The 23,711-nt window shown below is 34.4% G+C and carries 13 protein-coding genes; 12 read left to right on the top strand and 1 reads right to left on the bottom strand.

Annotated features, from left to right (window positions below; genetic code table 11):
• The first annotated feature begins 229 nt into the window (after nucleotides 1–229).
• The 7 genes from IRZ99_RS07165 (at nucleotide 230) to IRZ99_RS07135 (ending at nucleotide 14,419) form a co-directional block, all read left to right on the top strand.
• On the top strand, nucleotides 230–763 hold the full coding sequence (locus IRZ99_RS07165) for an RNA polymerase sigma factor (RefSeq protein WP_194656613.1): 534 nt from the start codon (nucleotides 230–232) through the stop codon (nucleotides 761–763).
• Between the two features lie 86 nt (nucleotides 764–849).
• Nucleotides 850–1,971 carry a FecR family protein gene (locus IRZ99_RS07160; RefSeq protein ID WP_194656612.1) on the top strand — a complete coding sequence of 374 codons (1,122 nt, stop codon included), beginning with the start codon at nucleotides 850–852 and terminating at the stop codon, nucleotides 1,969–1,971.
• A gap of 123 nt (nucleotides 1,972–2,094) precedes the next feature.
• Nucleotides 2,095–5,607: a TonB-dependent receptor gene (locus IRZ99_RS07155; protein WP_194656611.1), complete on the top strand. Its 3,513-nt coding sequence runs from the start codon at nucleotides 2,095–2,097 to the stop codon at nucleotides 5,605–5,607.
• Nucleotides 5,608–5,638: 31 nt separating this feature from the next.
• On the top strand, nucleotides 5,639–7,633 hold the full coding sequence (locus IRZ99_RS07150) for a RagB/SusD family nutrient uptake outer membrane protein (protein ID WP_194656610.1): 1,995 nt from the start codon (nucleotides 5,639–5,641) through the stop codon (nucleotides 7,631–7,633).
• A 563-nt stretch (nucleotides 7,634–8,196) separates the two neighbouring features.
• Nucleotides 8,197–11,391, top strand: a complete 3,195-nt coding sequence (locus IRZ99_RS07145) for a glycoside hydrolase family 2 TIM barrel-domain containing protein (protein WP_194656609.1) — start codon at nucleotides 8,197–8,199, stop codon at nucleotides 11,389–11,391.
• Between the two features lie 282 nt (nucleotides 11,392–11,673).
• Nucleotides 11,674–12,882 (top strand): Gfo/Idh/MocA family protein, encoded by a 1,209-nt coding sequence (locus IRZ99_RS07140; RefSeq protein ID WP_194656608.1) that lies wholly within the window; start codon nucleotides 11,674–11,676, stop codon nucleotides 12,880–12,882.
• Between the two features lie 109 nt (nucleotides 12,883–12,991).
• Nucleotides 12,992–14,419, top strand: coding sequence for a Gfo/Idh/MocA family protein (locus IRZ99_RS07135; RefSeq protein ID WP_194656607.1), 1,428 nt, complete (start codon nucleotides 12,992–12,994; stop codon nucleotides 14,417–14,419).
• 89 nt (nucleotides 14,420–14,508) lie between these two features.
• On the opposite strand, the gene IRZ99_RS07130 is transcribed toward IRZ99_RS07135, so the two are convergent.
• A complete protein-coding gene (locus tag IRZ99_RS07130) occupies nucleotides 14,509–15,876 on the bottom strand; it encodes a DUF1080 domain-containing protein (protein WP_194656606.1) in 1,368 nt (455 codons plus the stop codon).
• 528 nt (nucleotides 15,877–16,404) lie between these two features.
• Here IRZ99_RS07130 and IRZ99_RS07125 point away from each other — a divergent pair.
• The 5 genes from IRZ99_RS07125 (at nucleotide 16,405) to IRZ99_RS07105 (ending at nucleotide 23,699) form a co-directional block, all read left to right on the top strand.
• The gene (locus IRZ99_RS07125) at nucleotides 16,405–17,091 is read left to right on the top strand and encodes an SGNH/GDSL hydrolase family protein (protein WP_194656605.1); all 687 of its coding nucleotides are present in this window, start codon (nucleotides 16,405–16,407) and stop codon (nucleotides 17,089–17,091) included.
• A gap of 290 nt (nucleotides 17,092–17,381) precedes the next feature.
• Nucleotides 17,382–18,320: an ROK family protein gene (locus tag IRZ99_RS07120; RefSeq protein ID WP_194656604.1), complete on the top strand. Its 939-nt coding sequence runs from the start codon at nucleotides 17,382–17,384 to the stop codon at nucleotides 18,318–18,320.
• Nucleotides 18,321–18,356: 36 nt separating this feature from the next.
• Nucleotides 18,357–18,872, top strand: a complete 516-nt coding sequence (locus IRZ99_RS07115) for a phosphoheptose isomerase (protein WP_194656603.1) — start codon at nucleotides 18,357–18,359, stop codon at nucleotides 18,870–18,872.
• 217 nt (nucleotides 18,873–19,089) lie between these two features.
• The gene (locus IRZ99_RS07110; protein WP_194656602.1) at nucleotides 19,090–20,115 is read left to right on the top strand and encodes a LacI family DNA-binding transcriptional regulator; all 1,026 of its coding nucleotides are present in this window, start codon (nucleotides 19,090–19,092) and stop codon (nucleotides 20,113–20,115) included.
• 497 nt (nucleotides 20,116–20,612) lie between these two features.
• Nucleotides 20,613–23,699, top strand: a complete 3,087-nt coding sequence (locus IRZ99_RS07105) for a TonB-dependent receptor (RefSeq protein WP_194656601.1) — start codon at nucleotides 20,613–20,615, stop codon at nucleotides 23,697–23,699.
• Nucleotides 23,700–23,711: the final 12 nt, after the last annotated feature.

Genomic DNA, 23,711 nt, shown 5'->3' with positions numbered 1-23,711 from the left:
CAGTATCAGCTTTTGTGTTAGTAATTGTTTAAAATTTGGATTATAAAAAATACTTTATGTTTTTTTATAATAAAAATAATAAGAAATGTATAATTGTTTGGTTTTTTACTAAAACGTTTTATTATGTTTGTATATTAATTATTAAAATATTCCTTAGTCTGAAATTTGTCTCTTTAATTTAGCCGCAAATTTCGAAAATAAGTCATTAGTTATGCTTTAATACACTCTTATGATAAATAGGTTTACTTTAAACAATATAGAAACATTATTTCATACTCACTATCGAGAATGGTGTTTGGTTGCGTACAGCTATTTAGAAAATATGGATGAGGCGGAAGATGTAGTTCAAGATGTGATTGAAAAGGTCTTAAGTCAATTAGATGCTTCAAATGAAATTTTAAATCTTAAAAATTATATTTTTATTTCAATAAAAAATAATAGCCTTAAAAGAATAAAAAAGAGTAAGAAAATAACCAAGATTATCGAAAGTGATATTTTTGAAGTTTCTCATGAAGAAAATTTAATTGATTTTGAAAAAAGCACTTATATTTTCGAAATGCTGGGTACTTTGCCAGATCAGTCTAAGCGTGTGTTTGAGTTATGTGTATTGGAAGGACTCAAATATGAAGCAGCTGCTGAAACACTTAATATTTCAATAAATACCGTAAAGTATCATTTAAAAAAGGGTTATAAAACTTTGCGTTCTATACTTCAGGATCAGTATCTTATGCTCCTTATTACCGCAGTCTGCACCATTTTATAAAAAAAAATAATTTTTTTTTACTTTTTCACTACCCGTTTTCTAGTATAGAGGATCTTTATTTAAGACCTACACTAATATTATTTAAAATGGACATAGCAGAAATTATTATTAAAAAATTAAAAGGGCAACTCAGCGTTACAGAACAAGCGACTTTTATTGAGTGGTTCGAATCTTCGCCTGAAAACAGAGAGCTCTTTAATCGTCTTGAATTGATCAAATTAAAAACCGGAAATCTTCCCGATATTGAAAATTTAGATCCTACTGCAGCATTCAATAGAATACTATCAAAATCAAATTCTAAAACAAAAAAACGGCTGGCAAGATCCATTATGAAATATGCTGCCGTTGGTATAATTTTTATTATTGGAGGGTATAGCGTATGGCAATACTCTAAACCTGATGTTATTATGGATCCCTACGCCGTGACGCTTGATTTGGGAAATGGGGAAATTATTTCGCTTTCTAACCAAAAACAGCAAAACATAACAGACAATGACGGTAATATTATCGGTAAGAGTACTCAAAACGAAATAACCTATAACAAAGCTGCAAACAAACCAACTGATATCGAATACAATTTATTAAGGGTTCCAAACGGAAAAACTTTTAATGTAAGATTGTCTGATGGAACTTTAGTGCATATGAATGCTGGTTCTTCTTTAAAATACCCTTCTGCATTTTCTCTAAAAGGTTTTAGAAACGTAACACTTACCGGGGAAGCTTTCTTTGAAGTGAGTAAGGATAAAAAACATCCTTTTATAGTAAGTGTAAATAAACTGAATATAACTGTTTTAGGAACCAAATTCAATGTTAGTTCTTATCCGGAAGATATTTCTGTTAAAACGGTTCTTGTTGAAGGATCTGTAAAATTAGCTGAAAAAGGAACTAAAGCTCAATTTTTAAAACCTGGATATGAGGCAGACTGGCACCCAAACAGTAAAAATATTCAATTTTCAAAAGTAGATACTTCAATTGCCACAAAGTGGATGGAAAAAGGCTTGGTAATTAGAGAAATGCCATTTGATAAAGTAATAAGAAAACTAGAAAGATACTATGGCGTTACCATAGAAAATAAAAATAAAAAGTTAAACGAAGAGGTTTATACAGCAGAATTTAAGGATCAAACTATCGACGAGGTTTTAAGTACTTTTCAGTTTGATACTGATTTCAATTATAAAATAGAAAACAAAAAAATCACTATTTATTAACCTAAAAAAGAAAACTGCCTATGAGGAAAAACATGACTAAGTAAAATCGGAAAATTCGCCAAAATTTCCCGATTTAAATAAATAATCAACTCTTGCAAGTTAACTAACTAAAAAACCAAAATTATGAAAAAAAACAATAGCATAGGTATGAAAATACTCTATTGCCTGCAATTACATAAAACCATGAAATTGACAATATTATGCCTAATGATTTCTGTTTTTCAAATTCACAGTAATACCTATTCGCAAAATAGTAAAGTGACATTGAATTTAGAAAACGTAAAAATCCGTACTGTATTTTTAGAAATACAGTCACGTACAGATTATAGTTTTGTTTACAACAATAAGAAAATAAATGATGAAGAATTGGTAACAATTAAGCTGAAAAACAAACCTATTTCAGCGGTCTTAGATTATTTATTTAAGAATAAAGGTATTTCATATGTTATCAAAGACAAGCTAATTTTATTAAAAACCAATGCGGATAATGAAATTAAGCCGGAAGAACCTAAAAAACAAGCTCAGGCAATAAAAGTAACAGGAAGTGTTACCGATAAACAGGGCATTCCAATTCCAGGAGTAACTATTATAGAAAAAGGACTTAAAAACAGTGTGGGAACTGATTTTGATGGAAAGTATAGTATTGATGTTAAAAGTAGCCAGGCAGTACTTGTATTTTCTTATATAGGTTTTAAAACCCAGGAAATACCTGTTGGTGATAAATCAAAAATAAATGTCACTTTACAAGAAGACACCAACATACTAAATGAAGTTATTGTTGTGGGGTATGGTACTCAAAAGAAAACTAATCTTACAGGAGCTGTGAGTCAGCTTAATGGTGAAGAATTACAAAATCGTCCGGTAGTGAATGCAACGCAAGCGCTGCAAGGATTAGTAGCTGGTTTAAACATTACCACAGATGGCGGGGCTTTAGACAGCAGGCAGAATATCAATATTCGTGGAACAGGAACTATTGGTGACGGATCGAGTGCTAATGTATTGGTACTTATTGATGGGGCTGAGGGTGATCTAAGTTCAATCAATCCGAACGATATTGAAAATATTTCGGTATTAAAAGACGCTGCTGCTTCTTCTATTTATGGTTCAAGAGCTGCTTTTGGTGTCATTTTAGTAACTACTAAAAGAGGAAAATCAGGAAAAACTATTGTAAATATAAATACAAGTACGAGAGTCAGCTCCCCGGTTATCCTTCCTGATATGTTAGATTCTTACTCTTTTGCGACTTATTTTAATGATGGTTTTAAAAATAATGGTCAGAATCCATTTTTTAATGATGAGCGTTTGCAGCGTATTAAGGATTTTCAGGATGGAAAGATAACGACAACAATAATTCCCCGTCCAGGAGATCCTACTAAATGGGGAGATGGGTATGATCACGGAAATGATAATGTAGACTGGTATGATGCAGTCTTTAAGCCTTCTGTAATTTCTCAACAAACAGATTTAAATATAAGTGGAGGTAAAGAAGGCTTAACGTACTATTTATCAGGAGCATTTGTGGATCAGCCTGGTTTTATGAGATTTAATGGCGATCAGTTTAAAAGATATAACACATCATTGAGAATAAATGCTGATTTATTTAAATGGTTATCTCTAACGTATACCAATCGTTTCATTAGAGAAAATTATGCAAGGCCAACAAACATGACTGATGGCTTGTTTAACGATTTGGCTCGTCAAGGGTGGCCCGTATTGCCGTTGTATGACCCTAATGGCTTTTTGTATGATAGTCCTTCACCGGCGCTACCCCTTAGAGATGGTGGGCAGCAGAATAAAATAAAGGACACTTTTGTACAGCAATTAAATTTGGTTTTTAAATTAACTCAGGATTGGAAACTAAAATGGGATTATACTTATCGTACAATTAATGAATTTCAGCATTGGGATCTTCAAACTACTTACAATCATGACGTAGCAGGTAATCCTTATGTGGCGGATAGCAAATCCGAAGTTCATGAACAAGCTTATAAAGAAGATTATTGGAACTCTAATATTTATACAGACTATAACAAAAGCTTTGGTAATCATCATTTTACAGGATTGTTGGGAATGCAGGCTGAAACTACTAATAATAGAGATTTAGGTGCGACGAGACAGGGAATCATAATACGTGATATTCCTGTAATTGACGCTACTTCAGGTACAGATTATTATGGAAAGATTGTACCTCCAAATGTTAATGGTAGATACGGTGACTGGGCGCTAAATGGTTATTTTGGACGTATCAATTATAATTATGATGGTCGATATCTAATAGAAGGTAATCTGCGTTATGATGGTTCTTCCCGTTTCCGTACAGATACCAGATGGGTGTGGTCACCTTCTGTATCAGTTGGTTGGAATGTTGCTAAAGAAGCATTTTGGAAACCTTTAGAAAGTGTGGTGGGAATGCTGAAATTTAGAGCATCATACGGTTCATTAGCAAATCAGGATACTAATAACTGGTATATAACTTATGTAACACAGCCTATTGGAATTGCCAATGGAAATTGGTTGGTAAATGGAACCAGACCTAATACCGCTACTGCTCCAGGATTAGTTGACCCAGATCTTACTTGGGAAACAGTAAAGACTTGGGATGTCGGTGTAGACTTTGCCTTATTTAATAATAGACTTACGGGAACGTTCGATTATTTCAAACGTACTACAAATAACATGGTTGGTGATGCTCAGGAATTGCCGGTCATATTAGGTACAGCAGTTCCTAAATCTAACAATACTGATTTGGAGACCTATGGTTTTGATATGAATATATCATGGAAACAGCAATTAAACAATGGTTTTGGTTATAGTATAACAGCATTGCTTGCCGATAATCAAACTAAAATTACAAGGTTCCCAAATTTAACTAATACTTTTGATAAGCGTATTGCCGGGCAAATGGAAGGTGATATCTGGGGGTACCAAACTATTGGTATTGCAAAGACACAGGCAGAAATGGATGCTCACTTGAGTTCTTTGCCAAATGGGGGTCAGAATGGCTTAGGGAATACGTGGGGAGCCGGAGATATAATGTATCAGGATGTAAATGGGGATGGCGTAATTAATAATGGTTCTAATACACTAAATGATCATGGGGATTATGTGAAAATTGGAAACAATAAAGCTCGTTATACGTACGGCTTAGATTTGGGAGCGAACTACAAAGGATTTGATTTTAGAGCGTTTTTTCAAGGTGTAGGCAAAAGAGATTATTGGAACAATACAGCTCTTTTCTGGGGAATGAAAGGAAGTGTTTGGGGGTCTACAGGATTAGCAGAGCATTTGGATTATTTCAGAGACGATGCAAACAGCCCTCTTGGGGAAAATCTTGATTCCTATTATGCACGTCCGGTAGTTGGAAGTGATAAAAACCAAAAAACGCAATCAAGGTATCTTATCAATGCTGCCTATATGAGGCTTAAGAATTTGCAGTTCGGATATTCTTTACCGAAACAAGCACTTGAGCGAATTGGTGTAAGTAATGTGCGATTCTTTTTTTCAGCAGAAAACATTTGGACAGTAACTGATGTCCCAGGAATGTTTGATCCTGAGAGCCTTGATAAAGTGGGACAAGATGGTAACGTTTATCCATTGTCTAAGACCTATTCTCTTGGCTTAAACATTTCACTTTAATAAACGATAAAAAAACTAAAATATATATATAATGAGAGCAAATATAATCAGACTATTACTAGCGGTGTTGACTATTGTCTTTGTTTCCTGTGAAGATGACTTCCTGGAAAGAGAGCCCTTATCTCAAATTACACCCGAAAAGTACTTAAACGAAGAATCTCAGCTTGCCGCATATACTATTGACTTGTATGGCGTTTTTCCGGTGATGGAGGCATATGGTAGAGACAGCGGTACAGATACTCAGGCAGATCGTGGTTATGATAACCGTTATGTTCCGGGTCAATGGCTTGTACCTTCTTCTGGAGGCGATTGGGATTTTCAGAATATTTACAAGTGCAATTACTTTTTGAAAACTGTTATCCCAAAGTGGAAAAACAATCAAATTGCCGGTAGTCCTGCGAATGTTAATCACTACATTGGTGAAATGTACTTTTTAAGAGCTTATATCTACTATCAAAAATTGGTAGCACTAGGTGATTTCCCAATTGTTAAAACTACTCCGGATTTGGACTTGAATCAATTGATAAAATTAAGCGAAAGGGCGCCAAGAAATGAAGTTGCCCGTTTTATAATTTCAGATTTAGATTCTGCAAGTACTTTGATGAGTAATTCAAGCATTGACGGAAAAAGTAACAGATTATCCAAACAGGTGGCACAATTGATGAAATCCAGAGTTGGACTTTATGAAGGTACGTGGGAGAAATATTTTAAAGGGACTGCGTTTGTTCCTAATGGTCCGGGATGGCCAGGAGCTGAAAAAGCATACAATCAGGGATATCAGTTTCCGTCAGGAAGTATAGACGGGGAGATTGATTATTTTTTAACACAGGCTATGGACGCTGCAAAGACTGTTGCGGACCAGGTCAATTTAACTCCAAATACACAAAAAACGGAGGTTGCAGGTGAGTCTTACTTAGATCGTGCCGAAGCAAGTAATGCCAATCCTTTTTTAAAGATGTTTAGCGATGTTGATTTAAGCAAATATAATGAAGTATTGCTATGGCGCGCATTTGATGTTGGTCTTGGTGTCAGTAATTCATACGGTATTTCTATACAAAGTGGGGGAGCCGGTTATACAAGAGGTTTTGTAGACAGTTGTTTAATGGCTAATGGTTTACCAATCTATGCATCTGGATCCGGATACGTTGGTGATGATTATATCGCAGATGTAAAAAAGAAAAGGGACATGCGTTTAAATCTTTGGTTATCAGAGCCTGGACAAATAAATATTCTGTATGCATCACCTTTAAATACACATGGTACAACTGTAGCAATTATTCCAGACATAGTAAAGTCAGATGCGGATCGTGATCAGCCTACAGGCTATCACCATGCCAAAGGAAATAATTATGATGGAGCAAATTATGGTCAGCATACCGGAAGTTCTATGGGAAGTATTGCTTTTAGAGGGGTAGAAGCTTATTTAAATTACATAGAAGCAAGTTATGAAAAGAATGGTGCTATAGATGCTACTGCTGGTAGCTATTGGAAAAAAATAAGAGAAAGAGCCGGTGTAGATACTGACTTTCAAAAAACCATAGCGGCAACGACTATGAGTAAGGAAGCCAAAAATGATTGGGGAGCTTATTCTGCTGGTGTATTGATTGATGCTACCTTATATAATATACGTAGAGAACGACGTGTAGAAATGCTGGGTGAAGGTTTTCGTCTGGATGACTTACGTCGCTGGAGAGCTATGGATCAGATGATTTCAAATCCTTATCAAATTGAAGGGTTTAAATTATGGGGGCCTATGCAAGAATGGTATGCTCCAGGTAAATTAACCTATGGAATAGGTGATCAAAGTACAGTTTCAGATCCATCTCTTAGCCCTTATTTACGTCTTTATCAAAAGAACCCTTCAATTTTAGCGTATAATGGGTACCGTTGGACAATGGCACATTACTTAAATCCTATTGCGGTACAGCATTTTTTAATTACATCTCCAAATAATGATGTAGCATCGTCACCAATTTATCAAAATCCAAATTGGCCAACGACAGCGAATACAGGCCCAATAAACTAATAGTTTAACAATTTAAAATAAAGTATGGTTCTGGGAAGAGAATTCATTGGTAAACAATTTCGATTTCCGGAACTATACTTTTATCATATTGAAAGACAAGTGTTTTTCTTAGATGCTTTTTGAGGATAAGCAAACAATAATAAAATACAATAATGTAGTGGAAGAAAATTTTAGAACTGTGGTAGTTTTAGACCTTGTTGAAAATACAGCTTTAAAAAAAGCAATACTCAGGTAGCCAGATCGAAAAAATAAAACATTCAGTTATAATTCTATAGTAAGAAAAATGAAAATATTGTAAAATAACGGTATGATAAAAAACAAAAGTCCTAATATTAAAAGACCTTTAAGGCTCCGGAAACTGCCTGTAAAGTGGTCTGGATAATGCGGGTGAATGTCTTCCGGATATGTGGTTAGTGTACTAAAGACTTTACCCGCTGAATCCTGCCATCACAAAAGAAAATACTAAAAAAACAAATAAAAAGGATTTCTTTAAATCATAAAAATAAATACTAAAAACTAAGACCCTGTCGATTACTGTTAATTTTCATAACACAAAAACTATCATGATTCTGCAATTATTCAAAAAACAAACCGTCAAAATTTTACTTATTTTAATTCTGGCATTCATTCAAAACCCTTGTTTTGCCTTTCAAAAATTAGAGCATAACTTTTCAGCTCAGGATACTGCCAAAGTTCCTAAAGAAATAGAAGATCCTGAAATTATCGGAATTAATAAAGAGGCTGCCCACGCAACCTTAATGCCATATGCTTCGCTTAAAGAAGCCCTGACAGCAAAAAGACATTCTTCTTCTTTTAGCCAAAGCTTAAATGGCATGTGGAAATTTAATTGGGTCGACTGGCCTCAAAAACGACCTGTAAATTTTTATAAGACAGATTATAATGTATCAGCCTGGAAGGAAATTAAAGTCCCTTCAAATTGGCAGGTACAAGGTTACGGAACACCAAACTACAGTAACTTTACCTATATTTTCAAAAAAGACTTTCCACATGTAATGGGAACTCCATCTGAAAAATATACCAATTTTACAGAGAGAAATCCTGTGGGCAGCTACAGACGTGATTTTACACTTCCTGAAAACTGGAAAGGCCGACGTATTTTTATAACTTTTGATGGAGTAGATGCTGGTTTTTTCCTTTGGATAAACGGTAAAAAAGTAGGCTATAGCGTTAACAGTCGTAATGCTGCCGAATTTGACCTGACTAAATATGTAAAGCCTGGTAAAAATGTCGTGGCTGTTGAGGTATATCGTTTTACAAGTGGCAGTTATCTTGAAAATCAGGACATGTGGCGACTTAGTGGTATCTTCAGAAACGTAACGTTATGGAGTGCTCCACAACAGCATATTCGTGATTATTTTATCAAAACCAACTTAGATGATCAGTATCGCAATGCTGAAGTAACTGTAACAACTAAAGTGAAAAATTATGGCACAACGGCTACAAAACCATCAGAGCTGAATGCTGCTCTATATGATGGAACAACAGCAGTTAATACAGCAGCTGGAATAAAAATGATTCCCGCTTTAAAGCCTGGTGAAGAAGTATCGGTAACTGTAAATTTTCAAGTAAGCAATCCAAAAAAATGGACTGCTGAAACGCCAAATTTATACACAACTGTTCTTACTTTAAAAAGCGGCAAAAACACCGTAGAGACTTTGTCTTCACGTACTGGTTTCAGAGAAATTCTAATAGATGGCCGTTTATTTAAGGTTAATGGTGTTGCAATAAAATTAAAAGGTGTTAACCGTCACGAAAATTTCCCGGATGTTGGTCATGCTGTCACAGAAGAGCAAATGATAAAAGATATTACACTTATCAAACAAACGAACAGCAACCACGTTCGTACAAGCCATTATTCTGACGATCCAAGATGGTATGAGCTTTGTGATGAATACGGAATTTATCTTGTTGCAGAGGCCAATGTAGAATGTCACGAAGAACAGAATCAATTCAATGAAGTTCCAACTATAAAAGCGGCGATTATTGATCGAAATGTAGCTAACGTTCAAAATTTTAAAAACCATCCTTCCGTTATTATTTGGTCATTGGGTAATGAAAACGGAAATGGGGGGACTAATTTTAGAGCGGCTTTAGCTGCAATCAAAGCAATTGATCCTGATCGTCCTACACATTATGAAGGTTTTGGTATTGGTACAAAAAATCCTGCTGATATTGACAGTCAGATGTATACGCAGATAGCACCTATGGAAGAACATGCGAAAGACAATTCGCTTACTAAACCTTTTTACTTATGTGAATATGCACATGCAATGTTCAATTCAATGGGTTCAGTAGATCTTTATAATGAGATGTTTGACAATTATCCTCAATTGCTAGGCGGTGCTATTTGGGAATGGCAGGATCAGGGAATCTATAACAATCGTGATCCTAAACATCCTATTACTGCATTTGGCGGCGGATTTGGTGAATTTCCAAATGATAGATATTTCATTCATAAAGGAGTAGTTTTCTCAGACAGATCGCCAAAACCTCATTTTCCGGAATTAAAACATGCTTATCAATGGATCAGTATTCGAGATAAAGACATTAAAAATGGAATGGTAACAATAAAAAATCGTTATCAGTTTCTTAACCTTGATGGTTTAGCTGCTAAATGGGAATTAACAGAGAATGGTTCTCCAGTATCTTCTGGTAATTTAGAAGTAGGAACAATCAATCCTGGTACAGAAAAAGATATAAAAATACCATTTACTATTACGCCGAAACCTGGTGCTGAATATTTTGTAAGAGTTTCATTTTATCTGATAAACGATCAGAATTGGGCGAAAAAAGGGTTTGAAGTTGCCTGGCAGCAATTTGAATTAAATGTGCCGGTACCAGCTGCGAAGAATACAGCCCAAGGAGGCAAATTAACTTTAAGTGAAACTAAAGAGAATATCAATATAAAAGGGAACGATTTTAGTCTTGATTTTGATAAAGAAAAAGGAACATTTACAAAATTAGAGAAAGGCGGGGAAAATATCCTGCAAGAAGAAGGCGGACCAAAACTTCATTTATGGCGTGCTCCTCACCAAACGGATGATATGTGGGCTTATCGTGACTGGGAAAAATACGGTTTGAAAAATATTAGCTGGGTGACAAATGAGGTAAAAAGCAAGCAGGTTTCTCCAGATGTAGTTGAAATTACAGTAAGTTTAACCGGTAGAGGCAAAGAAAATTTTAAGGTAGAACATAAAGCGGTTTACACAATTGATGGAACTGGAACTATAAGAGCTGCAAACAATGTTAGCTTTAACGATCCTAAATTAATTTTGGCAAGAATTGGTGTTCGTATGTTTCTGAAAAAGGAAATTGACCAATTCGATTATCTAGGTCGTGGTCCAGTGGAAAATTATGCCGATCGCAAAAGCGGATTTGATGTGGGGCATTATAACAGCACTGTCGCTCAACAATTAACACCTTACGAAAAACCAATGGAATGTGGCAATCATGAAGATGTTCGCTGGGCAAATCTTGCTTCAGGAAAAGGAACAGGAATAACTGTAAAACAAGTTGATTCGTTTCTGCAGGTTTCTGCACTTCCTTACAGTGATGAGGAAATGGATCCGGTTGAATATAAAATTGATCTTCCAAAAAGTAAAGGCACGGTTTTATGCGTTAGTCATAAAACGCTGGGAGTTGGTTCTAACGGATGTGGACCAAGACCATTAGAGCAATATATGGTATATGCCAAGCCAACTTCTTTCAATTATCAAATTCAGTTAAGCAAAAAGTAAAAGCTATTTATAAAAATAAAAGCCTCCAAAGACATTAGATTTTGGAGGCTTTTTTACCGATCTGGAGTTCGTGTTTACACTGACTTTTAATTTTTAGTAATAGGTATCTCCGTCTGCTATCTATCGTAAAAAACTTTTTAGTGGTATTATTTATAGTATGTTTTTTATAAAATATTTTTACTACTCCATTTTTTGAAAGTATTAATTTCTATATTAGAAGGACAATTTATTATAGCCATAGAGCAAGTCTTGCTTTTTTAATTTTTTAATCTTGTTTACTATATGAAGCGCAGGAATTTTATTCGCCAATCAGGTTTATTTACAGCTGGACTTTTATTGCATCAGCAAATGCTGCAGGCATACTCTTTTACAGAAACAGCAAAAATTATTTCAATTGGAATAATTGGCTGTGGAGACAGGGGCAAAGGTCTGGGGAGTGTAATTAATAATATGCCAGAAGAGTTTCAATTGAAATCGGTTTGCGATGTATTGCCATTTCGTTTGGAGCAGGCTAAGACATTGGATAAACAAAATAATATCCGTTACGAGAAAGATTACCGAAGATTGCTGGATGATAAAACAATTGATGCGGTAATTATTGCGACGCCTCTTTACAATCATTACGAAATTGCAGCCGCCGCTATCAAAGCCGGAAAGCATGTATATTTAGAAAAAACAATGACGTATAATGCAAAACAGGCTCTTGAACTTGTTGCGCTGACAAAGGAAAATCCCAATCTGATTTTGCAGGTTGGTCATCAATATCGCTACACACCACTTTATTTTAAAGTAAAACAAATGATTGATAGCGGTTATCTTGGTAAGGTGACACAGATTGATTGTCGATGGGATCGTAACGCAAACTGGAGAAGAACTGTACCTGCAGGTTATACAGATCAACAAATAAACTGGCGAATGTACAAGGAATATTCAGGCGGTTTGCCGGCGGAATTATTATCCCATCAGGTTGATTTTATTAACTGGGCTTTTAATACCCATCCTGATGAAATATTGGGAACCGGCGGAATTGATTTTTACAAAGACGGAAGAGAAACTTTTGATAATGTACAAACCATTCTTCGTTACAATAAAGAAGGAATGATCGGAAATTTTGGTGCTACCTGCGCTAATGAAAAAGACGGCTATCTTTTTAAATTAAAAGGAACTAAAGGTACCATTGAATTGTTGATGGATGAAGGACTATTTTATCCAGAAAAGCAAACGAGGAAGGAACTTGAAACAGTTGATGGTGTTACCGGCGCTTCAAAAATTGAATGGAACAAGGATGGTGGTACTCCTATTCTAAAAGAAAAATCAAAAGATGGAAGCTGGTATGCCTTACAAGAATTTTATAAAAGCATCACAACAAATGCTACGCCCGTATCTAATGTTATAACTGGTGCCAAAACAGCTTGTTGCGTGCATCTTATGAATAAAGCAATTTATAAGAATGGCATTGAAAAATGGCAGCCTGAATTTAATCTGGTTTAAAAAGCTAAAAAACAACGGGCATTTTTTTTATTAAGTTTGTAGTACTACGATGCTTTTTATTTGATATTGAGTTTGTTTAATTTTTATATTTTAAAAAAATCACTTTTATATGTCTGACAATAATTATTCAAGAAGAAAGTTTTTAACGCAAGCCATTTTGGCATCAGCGGCAGTTGCAACACCTGGTTTTTTGTTTGCCAATGAGCTAAAGTTTTCTGGTTTTGGAAGTGCTGAAAAAGTAAATCTTGCCTGTGTTGGAATTGGCAACAGAGGTGGAGAGATTATTCGTGAGCTCTACAAAACAGGATTAGCCAATATTGTAGCACTGTGCGATGTAGATATGGAAGCACCTCACACTTTAGAAATATTAAAAGAGTTTCCAAATGTACCCCGGTTTAAAGATTTTAGACAAATGTTTGATAAAATGGGCAATCAGATAGAAGCAGTTTCTATTGGTACACCTGATTTTTCTCATTTTCCAATTACAATGATGGCGATTGGACTTGGCAAACACGTATATGTAGAAAAACCAATGGCCCGCAGCTTCAACGAAGTAGAGCTGATGATAAAAGCGGCCAGAAAACATCCAAAAGTGGTTACCCAAATGGGAAATCAAGGACATTCTGAAGCTAATTATTTTCAGTTTAAGTCCTGGGTTGACGCTGGAATAATAAAAGATGTAACCGCTATTACGGCACACATGAATTCTCCGAGACGCTGGCACAGCTGGAACCCGAAAATTACTTCATTTCCACCAGCGCAACCTATACCAAGCACACTTGATTGGGAGATGTGGCAAATGCAAACCCAGGGACATCAGTATAACAAAGACTTTGTAAATGGTCAGTGGCGTTGTTGGTACGACTTTGGCATGGGGGCATTAGGCGATTGGGGAGCGCATATTTTGGATACAGCTCACCAGTTTCTTGACCTCGGTCTTCCTTATGAAGTTGATCCAATTAAATTAGAAGGGCATAACGACTTTTTTTATCCTATGTCTACAACACTGTCATTCAAATTCCCTAAACGCGACAGTATGCCGCCGGTCGAAATTAAATGGTATGACGGAGTAGATAATCTTCCGCCAATACCGGCAGGATATGGAGTACAGGGACTTGATCCTAATATTCCGCCACCAAGCAATGGAGCAATTGCTCCTGCAAAATTAAATCCAGGCAAAATTATTTACAGCAAGGATTTGACTTTTAAAGGAGGTTCACACGGGAGTACATTGTCAATTATTCCTGAAGAAAAAGCAAAAGAGATGGCTTCTCGTTTACCTGTTGTTCCGGAAAGTACATCGAATCACTTCGCTAATTTTCTAAAAGCATGTAAAGGACAAGAAAAAACACGTTCTCCTTTTGAGATTGCGGGGCCTTTAAGCCAGGTTTTTTGCCTTGGAGTTTTAGCGCAATGGACAGGCGAAAAAATTGTTTTTGACAGAAGTAAAAAAATAATTACCAGTAGTAAAAATGCAAATGAATTATTAGTGGGGCCGCCACCACGCAAAGGATGGGAACAATATTATAAAGTATAATTTTTCACATAATTTGATAAAAAAGAAACCCAATCTTAAACGGATTGGGTTTCTTTTTTATTATTTACAATTTAGTTTCAGTCGAAGTACTATTTCAATTCTCTGATTTTAATACTTCTAAAGCTCACTTCATTACCGTGATCTTGTATCAAAATATGCCCTTTTTCTGCTTCACCAAAGTTTGGCCAGACTTTGTATTTGCTTTGGGCAACTAAGTCACGGAATGCTTGTGAACCTCTGTCATACTCCAATACTTTTACACCATTTAGATAATGTTCAACATGGTTATTGGGATAAACAATAACACGACCCGTATTCCAGTTTCCAGGTTTACGGAAGAAACGTTCTGTTTTTTGCGCTTTGATTAAATCATATAATGAACCAAGTGTACGATTACCATCTCTGCCTAATTTTGCATCCGGATGTAGCACATCATCAAGCAATTGATATTCTAAACCTATAGCAGAGCCACTGTTTTTCTCGCTCAATGTTACGAAATATTTGATACCGCTATTGGCACCATCTGTCAATTTAAAATCAAATGACAAATCAAATGCAGCATACTCTTTTTGAGTGACAATATCACCGCCATTTGTCGATTCACTTCCGTTTGAAGACAATACTTTTAAAAGGCCGTCTTTCAATTCCCATCCTTTATCAGGAAAAGAGTTTTTGTAAGCGCCAACCCATCCTGTTGAAGTTTTTCCATCAAACAATAATTTCCAATCGCTCTTTTCTTCATACGGGGTAAGTTTATTTGGGATAAAGTTAGCAACATAAATACCTTCCGGAAAGGCAAGTGGTTTAATATTCTTTGTCTGAACTCTGATATTCTTCCAGAATATTTTAATACCTGCATCTTTAGCTTTGCCAATAGAATGTACTTGTAAGGCAAGGATACCTTCGTTGCTTGTTATAGAATCTGCGAGATAAGAAACCGGAGTTCCGTCTAACCATGTTTTTACCGTATTGCCAATACATTCTATACGGACTTTGTGAAACACATTTGGGGTGAAAAGTAGCTGACCTTTTGGATTGTTTGATGCGGGATATAACCATTCTCTTCTTCCTTCATCATAGATTCCACCACTCCATTTACGATCAGAAGGATCTAATTCGTACTGATAACCGTAGACACGTCCTTTGCCATCATTGGCTTTTGTATCAAAATTACTTTTAAATTGTATACCTGAGTTGGTGTTTGCATCTGTCATCATGGTTTCCATTTCCAATACAAAATCACTGGTTAAGCGTTGGTCACTTACAAGAAAAGAATTAGGTGATTTATCTACCGTTGTGCCAACGATCATTCCGTTTTCTGCTGTATAAATAGCCGATCCGGTGAGCTGTTTCCATCCCTTAAGCGTTTTTCCATCAAATAAGGATTGCCAGTTATTTGATTGCGCACCAGAATTAAGTGCGATCAATAAAATAAAGAGTGTTGTGATTTGTTTCATTCTTCTGTGGTTTAGTTACTGAAAAGGTTAATAGTATAGCGGTATAATTTACTAGAACATACTGTTTAAAGATAAAAGAATTAGTAAAACGATTTAGATTTACTAAAATACATCTTTAATGCGATTTTTGATGTTCTTTTTTTGACAACAGGGTATCTAATTGTTAAAAACTAAAAAGAGCAATAATAATTTAGTAATCCGAAATGATTTTTCAAAATAAATATAGCAGATTTTATAGTATTATTTCCGGAAATAGTTGAATGCTAAATTATTGATAAATAAAAGAATTATATTTTTCACAAAATAGACAGTAAAAAAAAGCGAAAATGTTTTTTTTGCTAAAACGTTTTAGTATATTTGCTTCGAAATTACACATTCTTATTATTATTTTGTAATTGTTTTATCGATTGTTATTTATATCGTTAAAATTTTAAATAATAATTTTTTATTAACACAAAAATATTTTGAATACAATATTAGTGTGTGAATCTTAAATCTATATTTTAATTTAATCTTTTTAGTTTTATAATGAAAATCAAGAAATCCTTTTATTTAGCCTTTCTCATTTCTTTATGTAGTATTTCATACGGCCAGGATTGGCCAAATTTAAATCGGTATAAAGAAGAAAACGCAAAGATGCAGGTTCTAAATTCTAAAGATCATAGTCGAGTGGTTTTTATGGGAAATTCAATAACGGAAGGCTGGCTAAGTAAAAGACCTGACTTTTTTTCTGCCAATAAATATATTAACAGAGGTATAAGCGGACAGACTACCCCGCAAATGCTATTGCGATTTAGACAAGATGTAATCGCGTTAAAACCTTCAGTAGTGGTTATTTTAGCAGGAATAAATGATATAGCACAAAATACGGGGCCTTACTCTCTTGGGGCAACATCAGGAAATTTATTCTCGATGTATGAGCTGGCAAAACAAAATGGTATAAAAGTTATTATTTGCTCTGTTCTTCCTGCAGCAGATTTTCCGTGGAAACGTGGTTTAGAGCCCGCTCAAAAAGTTATTGAGCTAAATAAAGTTTTAAAAGAGTATGCAGAAAAAAACAAACTTTTGTATGTCGATTATTTTTCAGCTATGGTTAATGAAAAATGGGGTTTAAAAGAAGAATTAGGAACAGATGGTGTACATCCTAATGAAGCCGGGTATGCTATAATGGAGCCAATTTTACAAAAGGCTATTTCAAAGGCACTCAAAAAGTAATGTGATATTCTTCTCAATTAAAACATAATCAGCTATTTATTTTTAATATAAAAGAGGCTTTTTTTAGAGTCTTACAGGGAGTTTGTAGTATAATGGTAAAATGTTTTACCAGTTAGGATAAAAGTATTGTCTTTTGACAATATAGTATTGGATGTCGAAAATCTTTCTTTTTAGGTTTGAATATTATTTTAAATCCGAAAAACGAAGAACCCATAATCAGCTTAGAGTGTAAGTGATAATGAATTTAATGAATTGATTATTAAATAAAAAATATTTAAAAGGAATAAAAAATGGCAATAACAATAGGGGTAGATATAGGAGGGAGTCATATTAGTAGTGCTGCAGTAAATGGTGATAATTTTAAGGTAATTTCAGGAACGTATTTTAGCGGTGCTGTAGACAGTAAAGCTTCTAAAGAAATAATTATTAAAAAGTGGGCCGAAATAATTAATCAAACTATTCAGGCGATCGGGGAAACACAGGAATTAAATGGAACAGTTGGAATTGCCTTTTCCATGCCCGGACCTTTTCAATACCAAAGTGGAATTGCAATGTTTGAAGGAAATGATAAATATGAAGCTTTGTATAAAGTTTCTGTATCAGATGAGCTTTTAAGGTATTTAAGTAAAAAGGATGTTAGTTTTAGATTTCTAAATGATGCCAGCTGTTTTGGAGTAGGCGGAGCACTAAAACAAGAATCAAACGCAGATACAAATAAAGTGATTGCAATTACTTTAGGAACTGGTTTTGGGGCGGCTTTTTTAGATAATAAATTGCCTGTAACACAAGGAAGTAATGTTCCTCATAACGGTTGTTTATGGGATAAAAAATATAAGGATAATATTGCAGATAATTATTTTTCGACAAGATGGTTTTTAAATCAGTACGAAAAGAGCACAGGTGAAAAACTTACAGATGGCGTAAAAGAAATTGCGAGTATTGAGAATTATGCAACAGCAAAAATATTTGATGATTTTGCAAATAATTTAAGCGAATTCCTAACTCCGTATATTGTTGAATTTGAAGCCGATTTGTTAGTAATAGGCGGAAATATTGCCAAATCTAATCGTTTGTTTTTGAATAAACTGGAAGAAAATTTTAAGAAGCAGAACATTAGTTTACCAATAAGTATTATAGAAAATACAGAAGAAACCAGTATTTTAGGTTCAAGCTATCTTTTTAACGAAGTTTTTTGGGAAAAGTTAAAAGCAGAATTGCCATATTTTTAGATTATAGATAATTTATTATTTTAAAATATATAACAAATGAGTATACAAATATCTGATACAGATAGCAAAGCCGACGTTTTTGAAAAGGTTAGAAGTGAAATAGAAAAACACAATTTTACTATTATAAATGAGGACCAAACCAGACCATGGGGTGGTTTTTTTGTAATTGATGAAGATCAGGCAAATGAGTTTATAAAAACCTTTTTTTCGCATTTAAAACTTGACGAAGTTCAAATCACAAATAAGTTAAGTCCAAAAATATTAGTGGTAGCCCCAGAACGTAGGCTTTCCTGGCAGTATCATTTTAGAAGATCTGAAATTTGGAAAGTTGTTAAAGGTCCGGTAGGAGTAAAAATTAGTGATACAGATGTTGAAGGAGAATTAAAAACGCTTCATGATCAGGATTTTATAAAGATGGAAATAGGAGAACGCCATCGCTTAATTGGTTTAGACTCATGGGGTGTTATTGCTGAAATATGGCAGCACACAGATCAGAACAACCCTTCTGACGAAGAAGATATTGTTCGTCTTCAGGATGATTTTGGTCGTTAAAATTGAAGTGTATGTTGCTTAAAATTATTTTGTAAACGTTTTATTGTAAAAGATCCAATTCTAAAAAGGGTTTTTATCTTTATTATCTGATTCAATGAGTATTAAATGTAAAAAATACACTAAAATATCAAAAGATGATTGCCCTAATTTTAGGCTACAATAATAACTTTACTATATTTGACGAAAATTTGTGAGTGTAAATTAAATTGATTTTCAAATGAAAAAAAAACCTGTTTCGATTAGAAATATTGCTGATGAATTAAAGATATCTGTAACTACAGTATCTTTTGTATTAAATGGCAAAGCAAAAGAAAAACACATTTCTAAAGAACTTACAAAAAAGGTTTTAGATTATGCAAAATTAATAAATTACAGACCTAACCAAATTGCACAAAGTCTGCGAACCGGAAAATCAAAAATCCTGGTTTTTATGATGGAAGATATTTCTAATAATTTCTTTTCAAAACTGGCTCGTATCTTTGAAGATATTGCGTACGATAAAGGTTACAAAGTTATTTTCTGCAGTAACGAAAATGACGATGAGAAATCGAATGAACTAATCACTTTGTTTAACTTTCGGCAAGTTGACGGTTTTATAATTGTACCGTCGCCTGGGATAAAAGATACCATCGAAAATTTAATAAATGACAATATACCTGTAATTTTATTAGACCGTTTTTTTGAAGGATTAGATTGTAATAGTGTTGTTATTGACAATGAACAGGCTTCTTTTGATGCAACATTACATTTGATACAAAATAAATTTAAAAACATTGGTTTTATTACAACAGCATCTGATCAAACACAGATGTTAGGTCGTCTTTCCGGCTACGATAAGGCAGTTTCTCAAAATAATCTAAAATCGATTACGCTTCAAATTCCTTATAGTGAAATCAATAAAGGAAAAAGCAAAGAATATATTAAGGAGTTCCTTGATCAAAATCCTGACTTAGACGCCGTCTTTTTCGCTACTAATTATCTTGCGCAGAGCGGACTGGAAGTTTTTAAGGTAAAAAACCCAAAATTAATTAATGAGATCGGTATTATCGCATTTGACGATAATGATATGTTCAAAATCTACGACCCGGCTATTACTTCTGTTTATCAGCCTTTAAATGAAATAAGTACTGCTTTAATGGACGTAATGTTGCCGCTTTTAAAGAAAAAAGATGTAGCAGAAATTACACATCAAATTGTGTTAAAAACAGAATTAATTGTACGGGAATCTTCATTGCCTAAATAAAAATTACTCTATATTTTATCGATAAATACTAAAACGTTTTATCTTCTTAAAACTAATCTGAATGTCAATACTTTCAATTGACATTCAGATTAGTTTTTTTTTAGACGTTTCTTAAATATATTACACCAATTTTTCTGACAATTTGTTTATTGGTCAATTTTATCATTCTTTTTATTTTGCATCGTTTTATAACGTTTTCGTGAAAATAAATTGCATTATATTTAAAAAACTACTTCAATTAAATTCATTTCTTATAAAATTAACATTAAAATTATACATAGTAAAAAAAATTTTTTTATACTAAAACGTTTTAGTATGTTTGTTAGGAATTAAATAATATAGTAACTGTATAATTTTTATCAATTGAGATTTTCCGGAGCATTTTAAGGGATAAAAGCTTATTTAATTCATTACCATAAAAGTTTGAGAAATTCGATTTCAATGACTTTTAAATTTCACTTATTATTTTACTAAGTAGTAACTAACCAAAATTTTTTATGATGAAACAATCAGATTTCAAAAAGAAAAAAATGCTGTATACGCATTTCTTTTTCCTAATTATTCTCATTTGTTCGGGGCATATGTACGCCCAGACTCAAAAAATCCAGGTCACTGGAGTTATCATCGGTGTTTCCGATAACTTATCTCTTCCTGGAGCTACCGTAGTCGATGTGAGTAATCCTAAAAGCGCAGTTAGTGCTGATTTTGATGGACACTATACTATAGCAGTAACCAATCCCAATGCAACTTTGAGATTCTCTATGATTGGGTATAAATCAGTAGAGGTTAAAGTAAACAATAGAAGTACTATTAATGTTTCTTTAGATCTGGATGTATCGGCTTTAGACGAAGTAGTTGTTGTAGGTTACGGTACACAAAAGAAGCGTAAAGTAATTAGTGCTATTGATCAGGTTGGCAGCGACGCTTTTAAAGGCAGGCCAAGTGTTAATGCAACTCAGGCTTTACAGGGAAAAGCTCCCAGCTTAATTATTCAGCAAAACAACTCTGAACCGGGTGCTGGTATAAATCTTAATATTAGGGGTATAAGCACATTGGGAAATAATAGCCCATTGATTGTAATTGATGGAATTGTGGGAGGGGATATTAATACCTTAAATCCTGCGGATATTGAAAGTGTTTCCGTGCTTAAAGATGCAGGTAGTGCCGCTATTTACGGTTCGCGAGCTAATAATGGTGTTGTTTTAATTACAACTAAAAAAGGAAGTAAAGGAAAACCGATGACTGTACAGTATAGTAGTTTGGTTGGATACAACAATCCATTTTTCTTTACTAAACCTGTACATGGTTATGAAAATGCAATGCTAAGAAATGAAGCTGCATACAATTCAGGTGAGGCAAACGCAGTTTTTACTGCAGAACAAATTGCTAAATTAAAAGCAGATGGAGATACAGAATGGTTTGCTGAAGAAATTGTAAGACCGGCACTGCAATTAAATCAGAATCTTTCTGTTTCAGGAGGTAATGAAAACTCTACTTATTTGGTTTCATTAGGATATGTAGATCAGGAAAGTAATTTTGTAGGACCAAAAAAAGGTCTGGAGCGTTACAATTTCAGAATTAATCTTACCAATGAATACGGTAAATTCAAATTGACTTCCAGTCTTGCCTATGCAAAACAAAAAATTTCAGATCATTCGTCCAGTACCGGTACATTAATGGTAGATGCTTTCAGGGTTCCACTTTATTATAAACAAAAAGATGAAAATGGCAATTACCTGACAAATGATGTACTGCAGCAATTTAACTCTTTAGGGATATTAGAGCAGGGCGGTTTTAGAAAATATGACAATGATGACCTTTTTGGATCTTTAAATGCTGAATTCAAGCTTACTAGTTTCCTAAAACTAAAAGGTATTTTTGGAGGACGCTTGTGGAACGGAAGTATGTACAGCAGAACAAAACAAGTAAATTTTTTGCCACAAGGCGTTTATGGAGCTGATCGTGATACCAATGACGAAACCAGAAAAGCTCTTGACTTAAATACGCAATTTTTGGTTGAGTTTAATAAAACTTTTGCAGGAGTTCATAACGTTGGTGCCATGGTTGGTGTCACAAATGAAAATCATTCAGACAGAGGAGTTGGTGTATACAAGAAATTTACTGATCCCGATTTAGGAACTCCAACGAGTGAAACGGTAATAGGAGATAACACATATAATTCGAATAGTGGAGCAGGTAAGAATAGTTTAAACTCTGTTTTAGGCCGTGCAACATACGATTACAATGATAAATATTTTGCTGAATTTACTTTTAGATATGATGGTTCATCCAAATTCAGAGAAGAAATTAGATGGGGATTCTTTCCATCAGGAACCGTTGGTTATGCGCTTACCAAAGAAAACTTTATGGAAAATTACAGGGATAAAGTGGGTAACCTGAAGTTTAAGGCATCTTATGGAATTGTAGGAAATCAAAACGTTAACAATTTTCAATATCAGACCACTTACTTTACTTTTCAGAATGGATACGGATTTAATAATTCTGGCGTAAGCGGAACGGGATATGATTTTGCAAATGCTGATCTCCAATGGGAAAAAGCGGCAACATTTAATATTGGTCTTGAAGCTGATTTCTTTAAAGGAGCTTTAAATTTCTCATTTGATTACTTTGATAAAGTAACTTCAGATATTCTTATTCCACCACAAGTGCCAGGAGTATTTGGAACAGATCTTCCTGATTTTAATGATGGTAAAGTGGGTAATAGAGGATGGGAAATAAGCGCCACTTATACACATAAAGGCAAAGATTTAACCCAAAGTTTAACAGTAAATGTTGGAGACTCTAAAAACAAAGTACTAGAATATAGCGGTGGTGAAGAAAGATTAACCGGAGTAGAAGAGTTACAAGTTCTGCTTAGAGAAGGTATGCCATTTAATTCTTATGTTGGTTTAAAAAGAGACGGATACTTTCAAAATTGGCAGGAAATTGAAGGAGCTGCTGTTCCTGAAGGTTTAACTGTACAGCCTGGTGATAACCGCTATGTAGATGCCAATAAGGACGGTAAGATTGACGATAACGATAAATTTATTTTTGGAAACCCTTTTCCACGATATACATTTGGAGCGACCTACACTGCAGATTACAAAAATTTTGATCTGAGTATTTTTATACAGGGTGTTGGAAAAAGAACCATGATGATCAGAGGAGAATTGGTTGAGCCATTTCACTATAATTATGGTATGACGATGTATACACATCAGCTTGATTACTGGACACCTCAAAATCCTGATGCACGTTACCCGCGTTTGGCAAATAATGGTACCCAGTCTAATACGAATAACTTTAGAAGAGGTTCAGATATGTATTTATATGATGGTGCTTACGCCAGGCTTAAAAACGTACAGTTTGGTTATTCATTACCAGCTGATGTTGCAGAAAAATTAGGCATGAGCAGATTCCGTATGTATATATCAGGGCAAAATCTTCTTACGTTATCTAAAGTGAAATTTGTTGATCCTGAACTTTCTGAGTTCAATAGTAGTATGTCGCCTTCTGGGGCTAACAGCGGAAGAGCCTTTCCAACGCAGGCTTATTACGGAATGGGTCTTGATATTAGCTTTTAAAAAAAAACGAAA

Source organism: Flavobacterium sp. LC2016-12 (assembly GCF_015351595.1).
Lineage (GTDB): Bacteria > Bacteroidota > Bacteroidia > Flavobacteriales > Flavobacteriaceae > Flavobacterium.
This window is presented reverse-complemented; position numbering and strand designations above follow the sequence as displayed.